We start from the raw sequence: 12,444 nt of genomic DNA, 5'->3' as shown, positions 1-12,444 counted from the left end.
TCTGCTGTCCAACTCCTTCCTGAAATGATGTATTTTTCTTAAGAAACCCGGTTTCTGCGTAACTGCGATCGCACTTGGGCTACCGATTTTTGTTAAAAATTGTAACAAGCCGTACTTGAAATGCGAAAATAGTGTACTATCACTCGACTGAATCCGGGGCGCTGCTGCCGTTGTGGGCGATCGACCTCGGACAAGACCAATTGCTGGAAACCAAAGACGGCCATCCCATCCGCAAAGCTTCGTGGCAAACCGTATGAATCGTTAGCTGGCAGTCTAGCAGGTGCAACCCAGACTTTTCAGCTTGCTTCATGCCAATTTTCAGAATCGAGTCGTTGTTAAATTCGATCGTTCTGTTGCACTGAACGCAGACTAGGTGGTGGTGGTGATGCGGGTAAGGCTGGTTTATTTCATAGTGTTTGTGACCTTCTGCGAGTTCGAGTTCGCGGAGGAGGCTCATCCTTGCCATTAACTTTAAAGTTCGGTAAATGGTGGACAAGCTAATGTTTTCTCCGCGATTTTTTAACAAAGTGTACAAATCCTCCGCACTCAGGTGATTGCCTTTGGGGAGGTTCTGAAACACGTGCAAGATGGTTTCCCGTTGGGGAGTCATCCGCCAGCCTTTGTCATTGAGTTCGGATTTGAATGAGGACGCGGTATAAAGTGCCATAGTGACCCTCTCAAGAAAGTCTGCCTATTGACAATAATACACAACGATCGAGATATTTTGCAAATATCGCAGCTTATTGAAAAAAGATTGAGGAAAAAATTTGGTTTTTGATATTTTTTGACTTTTAACAAGCTTTATGACTTGCTGCAGAGGACAGAGAAGTTGTTTAGAAGTAAATATTTTTACTTCTGCCGAATGCCTCATGCCTTCTGCACAAGTGCCGAATGCCTTGCTCCCTGATTAATCGCGCTGACTGGCCGGCCAAATTTAAGTCAGAGACTCCAGATAGTCGCGCACGCGGTTGCGACGCTTGGGTTGGCGGAGTTTTTGCAAAGCTTTGGCTTCAATTTGGCGGACTCGCTCGCGGGACAAGTCGAGCGCGCGACCGATTTCTGCCAGCGAATAGGGGTGTCCGTCGCCCAAACCAAAGCGCATCAGAATTACATCTCGCTCGCGGCTGGTCAAATCTGCCAGCAGTTGCTGCAAGTCGCGGTGCAGAGCTTCTCGCATCAGCATTTCTTCTGGGGAGATGCTGTCGGTTTCGAGCAAGTCGCCCAACTCTGTATCTTTTTCGTTGCCCACTTTAGTTTCCAAAGAAACAGAACGGGGGACTCGCAGCAAAACTTCTCGGACTTGGGGCGCCGTCATGTCCAACTCGACAGCGATATCTTCGATCGTAGCTGTCCGACCTTTTTCTTGAGAAATTTTGCGCTGGGCTTTTTTGATTTTGTTAAGTTTTTCGGTGATGTGGACGGGGAGGCGAATGGTGCGGCTTTGAGTGGCGATAGCCCGCGTAATTCCCTGCCGAATCCACCAGTAGGCATAGGTGCTAAACCGATAGCCCCGCGTCGGGTCAAACTTTTCTACAGCTCGCTCCAGTCCGAGAGTACCTTCTTGTATTAAGTCGAGCAATTCTAAACCGCGATTTTGATATTTTTTCGCCACCGAAACCACCAGGCGCAGGTTCGCCTTAATCATGTGGTCTTTCGCTTCGACGCCTTCGGCTTGAACTCTTTCGATCGCCTCGACTGTCATCTCTGCTAACTCTGCCCACTGGCGCTTGCCTTCGGACATAATTCGCTTGAGTTCTGGCACGTCACCCACGCCGGCGGTTAATGCCCAGCGTTCCAGGGAAGGTTTATGTCCCAACTGTGCTGCTAACCGATCGCGCACTTCAATTAAATGCACGAAGCGCCCAATTAGCCCTTCTTCCTGGGAGGCGACGGTGTTGCGTAATTCCAGCAATTTGATATAGCGCTGAACTTTTTGAGCTTCCGAGACTTCTTCGTCTCTACCCAAGAGACGAACCCGACCTATTTCTTGGAGGTACAGGCGCACTAAATCTGTAGTGCGGCGGCTGGCATTTTTTTGCAATTTTGCTGCTGGGTCTGCATCTTCTGTCTCTGCTGGGTCTTGGTCGAGCAGTTCGTCTCCAGCTTCTTCAGCATCTTCATCCAACACATCACCTTGCAAGGGATTGACTCGCAGTTGTTCGTCGAATTCAGCTTCAGCGTAAAAAGAGGTGGCTGGCATAGTGATTTTCTCAGTTGCTCCGGGTGAAAAGATGCTACGCTTAGCGGTTATTTATAATTATGATGCCCACTTTGTTAAAACGAAGCATCACCGCTTTGTGTTTCTTTACTAACTTTCCTGACTTTTCTGCTGTTGTTCGATCGAACTTTTGCTGCCCCACTTGTTTTACCAAGATTCTGGAAAACGCTAAGAACTTTCTGATGTAACAGGTTGAAGGCCCGGAAAGTGTGTTGTACTTCTTTGTTTATGTAGCTAGTATAGATAGTGACTGGCTAGAAACAAGTGACGTTAGTCAGAAGTTAAGTTAATCTTCATCACCGATAAGCTGGTTCCCGATCACTTCGGAAAATTAGCGATTTTTTTAATAAAACTTTATATAACTCGGCGCTCTAGATTAAAAATATCTTAGTGAACGCAGAAGTTTAATCCATTACAGAATATGAGCTTCAGAGTTTTTACAGTCCGCAGTACCGAGTTAGCGACTGACGCAAAAACCGGGTTTCTCGACAAAACTTCTGGATTAAAACCTAGAAGTTTGAGGAAGAAACCCGGTTTCTGGATGTCTTTTGCGTAAGTCGCGACTTTGAGGGGGCGATCGGTCGATAATTGTTTTGCTGTTGGCTGCTGCTTGCCCGGTGAAATCTTCCAAGATCACCAAGATCGGAAACCGGGTTTTTTGCACTCTGCCTGCATAGAAAGCGCAGGTTTTTCCTCGCTGTTACCGGGTTAAGCGGGTTTTAGTGAGAATGGTGCGATCGGGCGCGAGTCAAATCAAATTAAAATTGCTAGCGTGGGTAAAGTTTCATGAGTTCCCTCACCTGTTCGGCGTGATACGAACTGCGAGTTAAGGGAGAAGCGACAACTTGCAAAAATCCCAAAGATTCGCCAAACTTTCTCCAAGCATCAAACTGTTCCGGAGGCACAAAGTTTTCTACGTTCAAGTGCTTTTGAGTCGGTTGCAGGTACTGTCCAACTGTTAAAATATCGCAGCCGACAGCCCGTAAGTCCTGCATCGCCTCCCGAATTTCGGCGTCTGTTTCCCCCAGTCCCACCATGATGCCGGATTTGGTGTAAACCCCAGGTGCGAGTTCGCGACTTCGCTGCAATAGTTCCAAGGTGCGATCGTACTTTCCTTGCGGCCGCACCTTGCGGTAAAGTCGCTTTACGGTTTCGGTATTGTGGTTGAGTACCTCTGGCCGGGCTGTGAGAATGATTTCTAAAGCCTGCCAGTTGCCGCACAAGTCGGGAATCAAAACTTCTATAGTTGTATCGGGCATCGCCGATCGTACTGCTTGAATGCACTCGACAAACTGAGACGCGCCCCCATCCGGCAAATCGTCCCGGTTGACAGAGGTAATCACGACGTGGTTGAGTTTGAGCCGCTGCACCGCTTGCGCCAATCTTTGGGGTTCCGTGGGATCTAATGGTTGGGGCTTTTTCTCAAAATCAATGTCGCAGTAAGGACAGGCGCGGGTACAAGCCGGGCCCATAATCAAAAATGTCGCAGTACCTGCGTTGAAGCATTCGCCGATGTTCGGACAGGAAGCCTCTTCGCAAACCGTATTCAGGGATAAATCCCGCAAAATTTCTTTGACGTTGCCGACGCGCTCCCACTGGGGGGCTTTAACTCGCAACCACTGGGGCTTAACTGTCACGTCTGTCTCCGCCTGAGTAGTGTTTTACAAATCATTATATACGAGCTTGCTAAATTTTAACTTGAATGTGATAAGCTAAAAATATAGTGACTAATTTCGGGATGTAGCGCAGCTTGGTAGCGCACCTCGTTCGGGACGAGGGGGTCGCAGGTTCAAATCCTGTCATCCCGATTATAAAATTAAATTGGATATTCCGCAGCAAGTGAGTTTGTTTTGGGCGATCGTCCGGCTGTGTATATTTGTGGTTGGGATAAATTAATGGATCGGGCGATTCCCTACGGGATAGCTGCGCTTCACGGGCGTGTTAATTTGCCTTTGCTAAAAAATTAACTGTAGCGACTGTTTTGGCAGAGGGAATTAGAGAATAAGGCGTAAAGAATCACAGCAGCAGTAGAGAGTAGCGAACAAGTCTTTGCCTTCTCCCTCTGTGAGGATTTGGGACTGTGTTTAATCACACGTACTTGCTCAATGCTGAAAACTTTGACCAAAGTTTAAAACCGGAGGCAAGTATAAATACTGCAAGAATTCTTAAATACAAGTTCATCACGATTTACATCTTGAGATAGATGAATTAATAGGTGAATGAGCTTATAATAAAAGTTAATTGTTAGCGTGTCTTAAATTAACCCAAAACCGGAGGATATTCCAATGCAAATAAGTGGCAAAGCCTTCGGCTCATGCTCTCGCTGCGAAACACTACCCGCAAAAATAGAGGGCAGCGGAGGTCTATACCTGTGGTTTCCAGTATATCATACGCTGACCAAGGTTATTTCTGCACTCGCTAAGGCTAAACTTGAATTCAAGCTTTTAGAAGAGAGCAAGTGTTTGTACGTTATCCTTGAGGGAATAGCGAAAGAAAATTTTAACGCTCTAGCATCATCCGTGCTGACAACTCAAGAGTTGAAAGAGACAAAAGTTTTGTGGATGGCCGAAGTTGAACAGCCCAAACTTAGCGATTTTTATCGCAGCACTTCCTTAGACTCTTTTATTAATTTTAGTAACTCTGATTGGCTGTTAGATTTATTGTCCCAAGAACGCATTACTACACATTTTCAGCCAATTGTTTATACCTCAGATACTTCTAAAATTTTTGCCCATGAAGCCCTGCTCCGAGGAATTGACGAGCAAGGAAACTTAATTTATCCGGGTCGGATTTTTTCCCAAGCAGAATCAGCAGGTCTAATTTTTCAACTAGATGTTTTAGCCCGGACTCGCGCTATCCGCGAAGCCCATGTTTACGATATCAAAGAACTACTTTTTATTAATTTTTCTCCGACTTCCGTTTACGATCCCGCTACGTGCCTGCGAAGAACAGTACAGGCTATTGATGAAGCGGGAATTCCTCACAGCAATATTGTTTTTGAAGTAGCGGAATCTCAGCACCCTCCTGATATCGATCACTTGATTAAGATTCTGAGGTTTTACCGAGAGGCGGGATTTTTAATTGCCCTGGACGATTTTGGCAGCGGTTCTTCTAATTTAAATTTGATGCACCAACTGCGTCCAGATTTTATTAAGTTGGATATGCAATTGATTCGCAACGTCCATCAAGATTATTATAAGGCACTCATTACGGAAAAGATGTTAGAAATTGCTGCTCAATTAGAAATTAAAACTGTTGCTGAAGGTGTGGAAACTTTGGAGGAGTTTGAGTGGGTGCGGGAACGGGGAGCAACTTTGGTTCAAGGTTATTTGATTGCTAAGCCGACTTCTCCCCCGATCGCAGTTACGAGCTATATTGGTGCTGAACCACTACCTATTTCTGCTTAAATGGTTTTCAGTTGCGATTTGGCGCTACATTTGCTCGTTCGCAGCCAGAGCCTCAGGATATTCATTACCAGGCAGAGCCTGGTAACGAGAATAAGTAGCATTTTAAACGCTCAAATTGCGCCGCAGAAAGCTTTCTAAGGATTCCATTCTCATGCCGTAAATTGATTCCAAGTTTTGCACTTCTTCGGGAGTGCAGAAATACTCGTTACCCAGCAATACGCGCAAAGTTCCTAAGTCTTTTTGAGCTTGAGGATTCAATAAACCCAAGGCATTTCTCAAACCGTCAAACACAACCAGTGGCGGGTTTATTACCATCGGTTCGCGATTGAATAAGCGTGCAAAAATGCGGGGAATGTCATCCCTGGTCAGCACATCCGGGCCACCGACTCGCAGAATTTGGTTGCGGGCGCCTTCGACTGTTGGCGAGTCTGCGGCAATCTTTGCTAAGTCGTCGGTACTGACAACAGATGTGCGGTTTTTGCCGTCGCCAATCAGCAGGTAAAGTCCGGTTTCTCGAAATCTTTCTGCTAGCGGTAACAAGCTGGAAGCAAAACCGGCCGGCCGCAAGATTGTATAATTCAATCCGCTGTTTTGCAGGTATTTTTCAACTTCTCGCTTGGCTTTGAATACTGCGGAATCTTCGTATCCTCGATCGACTCCCAGTACCGACACAAAGACAAAGTGCTGCACTCCGGCTTCTTTGGCGCAGTCGATCAATTCTATGTTAGCGCGGTAGTGTACTGCTTGAACGTCGCCGCCGGTGCCGTGGGTGCTGATGATGTATTGCACTCCTTGGCAGGCTTTTTTAATATCTTTGTCTTGTTTTAAGTCGCCGATAAAAATCTCGGCGCCTCGGTTTTCTAGTTCTGAGTAGCGAGATGCGAGGCGAACGAATGCGCGGACAGGCTTTTCTTGCTGTCTGATTTCTCGTACAATTCGGCGGCCTAGTGCGCCTGTTGCTCCGGTTACTAAGAACATGATTTTTAGTTGTTGGTTGTTACTTACATCTTGCACATTTCTCAAGAACAGGCAAGATGCCTGTTCCACAAAGAGTGAATTTTCTTGTGGGGTGGGCATCCTGCCCGCCCATAAAAGGCTTATTGAGAATGGTGCAATATTTCAGTTTCTATTAACCTTATAACTTATAAATCAAATTTCGACAATTACGGGGGCGTGGTCGCTGGGTTTGATTAATTTTCTGGGAGCAACATCTATTGTACAGTTTTTTGCTTGTTCGTACAGGGGAGGGCTGAGATAATGGTGGTCGATTCTCCAGCCGTTGTTGCGGGGAAATGCGGCGGCGCGGTAGTCCCACCAGCTATAATGACCTCCTTCTGATGTGAATTTGCGAAAGGGGTCGTTTAATCCTAATTCTATGATTTCTGTGAGTGCGAGGCGTTCGGCTACTGATAGGCCGACGGAGTTTGCATTGGCTTTGGGATTGTGGATATCTCGATCGTCCGGGACGATGTTGAAGTCGCCGCAAATGCACAAGTTAGGGGATTTATCTAGTGCTATTTTGAGGTATTCTTGCAGCAGTTTGAGCCACTTTAGTTTGTACTCATATTTCTCGCTGCCAACTTCGGAACCGTTGGGAACGTATACGCAAATAATGCAAATATCGTCTAGAACCCCGGCGATTAGGCGTTTTTGTTCGTCAAAAATACCTGCGGTTTCGTCGCCGAGAAGGGGGGCAAATCCGCTGCTGATTTCCGACATGGGCGATCGACTAAAAATGGCAACGCCGTTGTATGATTTTTGACCGGAAATGTAGCAGTTGTAACCGAGGTTGGTGAAGGGTTCTAGGGGAAAGTCTTTGTCTGTAACTTTGGTTTCTTGGAGGCAGAGAACGTCTGGGGAGTTTGTTTGCAACCAGCTAGTAACGTGTTCTAGGCGGGTGCGGATTGAGTTGACGTTCCAGGTGGCGATTTTCATTTTTTGTTTGTTATATACTCTCTGATTACGGGCGCGATCGTAAAGTGCGATCGCCCCTTTTTTTGTACTGTTTCAACTAATGACCGTCGTCCTAAAGATTGCATGACATTTAATAGTTCTGCCCTTGATAGTTGCAGGTTTTATGGTATTTTTGAGATGTCTGCTGGTTCGGGGGTACTTGCTAGCCAACCCATAGCTTGTTGTTCGGATGCGGTTAGGCGATCGCACTGCTGGTGCAGCAGAGATTCTCAGTCACCTAAGAACAGGGTATCATAGGAGAGGAATTCGGAAACGCTACCGCCGAATAAGTATTGAATCTATGACTTTTTCTGTAGCAACCAGCTAAATGTGACTTTTTATGGTCGAGCTGGGATGTAAAAACCTACTAAATATGACTTTATATTGAATAAGTTAAGATGGCTGACATAACTTCAAGAACCACCGAACACTTAGACTACCCATTCCTATTAGTCACGCACATGGTCTGTGCGGATCAGCAGATTCATAGTGAAGAGTCGAAAGCACTACGCGAACTAGCAACGCAGATCGGCGCTTCTCAACGCACTCTCGCTGAGATGGAAAAAATTCTGGCTCAAGAGGAAAACCAGCTTTCTGTAGAGGATTTAGCTCCGAAAGTGTCGCCCGGTGAGCAAAGTGAGGCCATGTCGCAAATGTTGGCGATCGCCTATGTTGACGGTTTCTGTTCAGCATTAGAACGCCAGATGGCGGAACAAGTAGCAGGGATTTGGAACTGGCCAGCGGGAGAAGTACAGCGGCAGCTTGTAGAAGCAGGAGCCTTCACTGATACCAGATTCATAGGCGAACACAACCAACAACAGAAAGTCTCTTTCGGTGCGCGTTTCCTTACAGGGGCTGATTTTCTCCTTTCACGCGCATTAGTGGATAATGTAGCAAAGCTCACTGGGAGCGAGCAAAAAGTTGAGGAACTGCGACGAGAAATCCTGTTAACGGGACCAGAATATGATGAAGCCATACGTCAATGTGCAGTCATCGCCGATGAAGATTACAAATTTGCTGAAGGGGCACTTAAAAGTGCTGATAAAGCTCTTTCCAAGTTGGAAAAAAATATTCAAGTGGCTATCGAAGACATCAAATATAAAACAAGCGGTAAAGGTCAAGCTACCACTGCTAAGGAAGTCGCCAAGCAACTTGAGAAGACTGGAAATGATCTAAGTGCCGAAATTATAAAAGAAATGGAAATTGTGCGCGAGTCGCTTCGGGGCAAGGAACGCGCTCTCAATCATTTCAGCATCACATTTATGGGCAGGACTAAGGCTGGCAAAAGCACTCTTCACGCCATAGTTACAGATCATGGGTGGGATGCGATCGGTGTAGGCAAGCAGCGCACAACTCGGTTGAATCAGGTGTGTGAGTGGAAGAATATCCGCATCATTGATACTCCTGGGATTGGCGCTCCGGGCGGCCAAAGTGATGAAGAAATTGCTAAAAGTATTATCGACGAGTCAGATGTGATTTGTTATGTAGTGACCAATGACAGCATCCAAGAGAGTGAGTTTGGTTTCTTGCAGTTATTAAAGGAAAAAGGCAAGCCATTAATTATTTTACTGAATGTCAAGAATAACCTGCGCGACTCTCGCCGGTTGGAGCATTTCTTAAAGAACCCCGATAAAATGTTTGTGATGGATGGTCAAAGTGGTCTAGGCGGACACATTGAACGTATCCGTCGCTACGCTCGCGAGCATTATGCTAATGACTATTTCGATATTGTTCCTGTGATGCTGTTAGCGGCGCAGCTTTCCCGCGAACCAGAACACGCAAAGAAGAAACAGGAGCTTTTTAAGGCAAGTCGGATGCAGGATTTTCTAGATTCAATCCGTGTATCTCTGGTTAATCATGGCGCGATTCGGCGCTCTCAAACTCTGCTCGGTTCTACCGTAGGCGAAATCGATAAGCCTTATAAGTGGGTAAATAAACAAGCTTTAGTCTATGAAAAATTGACAGAAACTCTTAAAAATGAGCGCGAGGGAGTCCAAAAGGACATCCGAAAAGTAGCTAAGGATGCTAAAGACTCTTTACGGCAACAAATCGAGAGGATTTTTCAAGATGCTATAGAAGCTGTTCCATCTTTTGCAGAAGATCATTGGAACTGTAACGAAGTTACCATGAAGTTGGAATGGGGAAAAAAATTAAAAGCACTTCGATTTGAAAAACGCTTAAAGATAGCTTATGAAGAGGCTTGCAAAAAATTAAATAAGGAAGTTCAGGAAGTTCTGGAGGAAATAGGAAATGAATTAAAACTAATATCTGAGCTTGGCAGTAGCGATTTCAACTTTACTGAGCAGGATTCAAACAATTTTCGAGATTTTGTGCGAATTGGTGCAGGCATTCTAGGGATAGCAGGAACTATTGCATTATTTTTCGCCCCTCCTGTGGGTCTCGCTATCGGGATTGTAAGTGCTGTGGTTAGCGGGATTGTTGGAATGTTTAAATCCAAAGATGAAAAGCGACGCGAGGCTGTTATAAATATCTCAACTTCATTAGAAACTCAGCTCAACACTCAGAGGCACAACACTCTACAGCAGGCTCAGGCATACTTTGGTAAATATGCTGATTCTATAACCACGAATATCAACATCTATTTTGAAGAATTGATTGCAGGACTAGAGGCGATCGCGACTCATTTTGAAAGAGCAAAAAAGAAGTTATCAGGTATAGAAAATTATCTCAATCGTGCTTATGCCAAGCGAATCATTGACTGGTGTACTGAAGAAAACGAAACTCTCACAGACGAGCGGATCGACGAAACCATTGCCAAAGTTCAGCGAGATTTTCGGCGTAACATGAAGATTGTCACAAAATCCCAAGTTCAACCACGAAAATCCCTAGAGGATATTAAACACATCCTTCAAGAGGATATTTCCTTTAGCGATCTCAAATCTCCCAAATAAGGACTAAACGGCGTTGCTGATTTACGGTATGAAAGGCTAAATATGCCAGTCATAGAAACCAGTATCCACAAAGCTTGGGAATTTTCAACTTATTTTTTTCATACCCTGATTAAGCAACGCCGACTAAACTAACATGACCCAGAACAACTCCAACTTTCAAGCTGCCGATGTCGGTGCATTTTTCAACAAAACGCGAGTAAAATTTGACAGCTTACTGGCTCAGGGAAACACATCGGAACTAACCGCTATCCGCAAAAAAGTGGACGATGAATTAAAAGAGTATCAAGAACAGGGAATTCTAGGTGTAGCTTTTGTCGGGCAATATAGTGCTGGTAAATCAACTATTATCTCTGCCATGACGGGGCGGCGCGATATCCGCATTGATGCTGATATTGCTACTGATCAAACGACCAATTATGACTGGAATGGCATCAAGCTAATTGATACGCCTGGACTTTTTACCGACCGCCAAGATCACGATGAGATTACTTATGATGCCATTAACAAATCTGACTTCCTGGTTTTCTGCCTCACCTATATGCTCTTTGACTCACTGACAGCAGAGAATTTTAAGAAATTAGCCTATGAAAAAGGCTATCGCTGGAAAATGATGTTAGTCATTAATAAAATGTCTGATGAAGCAGGAGAAGAAGAGCAAAAGATTGCCAACTACCGCCAAAGTCTTGCCGATGCACTTCAGCCTTACAGTCTTGAGGAATTTCCGATTTGCTTTATCGATGCCAAAGACTATTGTGAAGGCATTGATGATAAAGATGATTTTCTGACGGAAATCAGCCGATTTCCAACTTTTATTGATGCTCTAAATCAGTTTGTAGAAAGTCGAGGCTCTCTTGCTCGTTTTGATACACCTGTCCGAATTGCTCTAAGTTGTGTTGATGATGCTCAGTTGAGCTTTACTCGCAACTCAGGCGCAGATTCTACTTTTTTTGAAGTGCTGACACGATTATCTCGCACAGTGCGTAAAGAGCGCGATCGCCTGCGAACCAAGGTTAAAAATATAGCCCTAGAGATGGCTTCAGGAGTTGCTAGCGAAGGCAACACTCTTGCTACAGCAGTAGGTAGCGATCGGAATTTTCAAAGCCTTAATAAACAAGCTGAATTGAATGTGAAGACACACTATGAAAAAGCAGAAAAAAAACTGCAAGAAGCTGTGAATTTAGCTGTTGAGGATATCCGGCAAGAGGTTGAAGAAGTGCTAGAAGGTAATCTAGTCAAGAGTTTTGTTGCTTACCTAGATAAAAGTCAAAACATATCAGCCCAAAATCTAGGGGCTGGTATGGATGTGGAGCGACTAAAAAGCCAAGTTAACTGGTTTAAAAGCATCGGTGAGACTGCCGGGGTGAATCTGACAAATTTGGCAACGAGGGGTTTTGTAGAAACCGCTTCTAAACAAGGATTTCTACGTTCTATAGATGTAGTGGGAGGCAGTCTACATCAAGGTGTTTTGGCTGTGGGAAAATTTGTCGGCTTTAAGTTTAAGCCTTGGCAGGCAGTTGGTATTGCCAAAAATATCGGCAATGCTGCTAAATTCCTGGGGCCTGCTCTAGCAATTGTTTCGGTAGGAGTAGATATTTTACAAATGCAACAGGAACATGAGCGAGAAAGGCAAATGTCTGATGTCCGTCGTGATATTACCAGTCAGTTTCAATCAATAGCAAAAGACTTGGAAAATCAAATTGAAATACAGCTCTTTGACTTTGAGCAACAGGTTTACGGAGAGATTGAGAAGAAAATTGCAGCCGCTCGCCAGAATGAAGAGGAAGTGATTTATGCTTCTAATACTTGGGTTCAACAACTGGCAGAAATCCGTAAGGATTTTGACGCGATTATCCAGTACATCACGAAGGCAACAGCTAATATCATGTCCGGTCGATTGACCGTGATATAATAGTGAGGAACACTACCTCCGTCAGATAAAGAATGCCGAAACGAA

Annotated in this window: 7 protein-coding genes, 1 tRNA gene and 1 pseudogene; 4 read left to right on the top strand and 5 right to left on the bottom strand. The window is 45.0% G+C overall.

What is annotated here, in order from left to right:
- Nucleotides 1–139 precede the first annotated feature (139 nt).
- The 3 genes and pseudogenes from QUA47_RS08360 to lipA form a co-directional block, all read right to left on the bottom strand.
- Nucleotides 140–667: a transcriptional repressor gene (locus tag QUA47_RS08360; protein ID WP_333218594.1), complete on the bottom strand. Its 528-nt coding sequence runs from the start codon at nucleotides 665–667 to the stop codon at nucleotides 140–142.
- 267 nt (nucleotides 668–934) lie between these two features.
- Nucleotides 935–2,200: an RNA polymerase sigma factor SigC gene (sigC, locus tag QUA47_RS08355; RefSeq protein ID WP_006632309.1), complete on the bottom strand. Its 1,266-nt coding sequence runs from the start codon at nucleotides 2,198–2,200 to the stop codon at nucleotides 935–937.
- Nucleotides 2,201–2,985: 785 nt separating this feature from the next.
- Nucleotides 2,986–3,861: pseudogene (gene lipA, locus QUA47_RS08350) on the bottom strand (lipoyl synthase); the annotation flags it as partial.
- 91 nt (nucleotides 3,862–3,952) lie between these two features.
- Here lipA and QUA47_RS08345 point away from each other — a divergent pair.
- Both QUA47_RS08345 and QUA47_RS08340 read left to right on the top strand, forming a co-directional pair.
- Nucleotides 3,953–4,026: transfer RNA gene (locus tag QUA47_RS08345), tRNA-Pro, on the top strand.
- A 477-nt stretch (nucleotides 4,027–4,503) separates the two neighbouring features.
- On the top strand, nucleotides 4,504–5,625 hold the full coding sequence (locus QUA47_RS08340; protein ID WP_333430412.1) for an EAL domain-containing protein: 1,122 nt from the start codon (nucleotides 4,504–4,506) through the stop codon (nucleotides 5,623–5,625).
- Between the two features lie 102 nt (nucleotides 5,626–5,727).
- Here the strand turns inward: QUA47_RS08340 and QUA47_RS08335 are convergent, their stop codons facing one another.
- Both QUA47_RS08335 and xth read right to left on the bottom strand, forming a co-directional pair.
- Nucleotides 5,728–6,603: an SDR family oxidoreductase gene (locus tag QUA47_RS08335; protein ID WP_333403309.1), complete on the bottom strand. Its 876-nt coding sequence runs from the start codon at nucleotides 6,601–6,603 to the stop codon at nucleotides 5,728–5,730.
- Nucleotides 6,604–6,774: 171 nt separating this feature from the next.
- A complete protein-coding gene (gene xth, locus QUA47_RS08330; protein WP_333430411.1) occupies nucleotides 6,775–7,560 on the bottom strand; it encodes an exodeoxyribonuclease III in 786 nt (261 codons plus the stop codon).
- A 416-nt stretch (nucleotides 7,561–7,976) separates the two neighbouring features.
- Here xth and QUA47_RS08325 point away from each other — a divergent pair, with 416 nt between their 5' ends.
- Together QUA47_RS08325 and QUA47_RS08320 are read left to right on the top strand one after the other, a co-directional pair.
- Nucleotides 7,977–10,490 (top strand): GTPase, encoded by a 2,514-nt coding sequence (locus tag QUA47_RS08325; protein WP_333430410.1) that lies wholly within the window; start codon nucleotides 7,977–7,979, stop codon nucleotides 10,488–10,490.
- Between the two features lie 133 nt (nucleotides 10,491–10,623).
- Complete coding sequence (locus QUA47_RS08320) at nucleotides 10,624–12,399, top strand: GTPase (RefSeq protein ID WP_333430409.1); 1,776 nt, start codon at nucleotides 10,624–10,626, stop codon at nucleotides 12,397–12,399.
- Nucleotides 12,400–12,444: the final 45 nt, after the last annotated feature.

Origin of the sequence: Microcoleus sp. MON2_D5 (assembly GCF_036701905.1) — a bacterium.
Taxonomy (GTDB): Bacteria; Cyanobacteriota; Cyanobacteriia; order Cyanobacteriales; family Microcoleaceae; genus Microcoleus.
The sequence above is the reverse complement of the archived record's forward strand: the minus strand, read 5'-3'. Positions and strand labels throughout refer to the sequence as shown.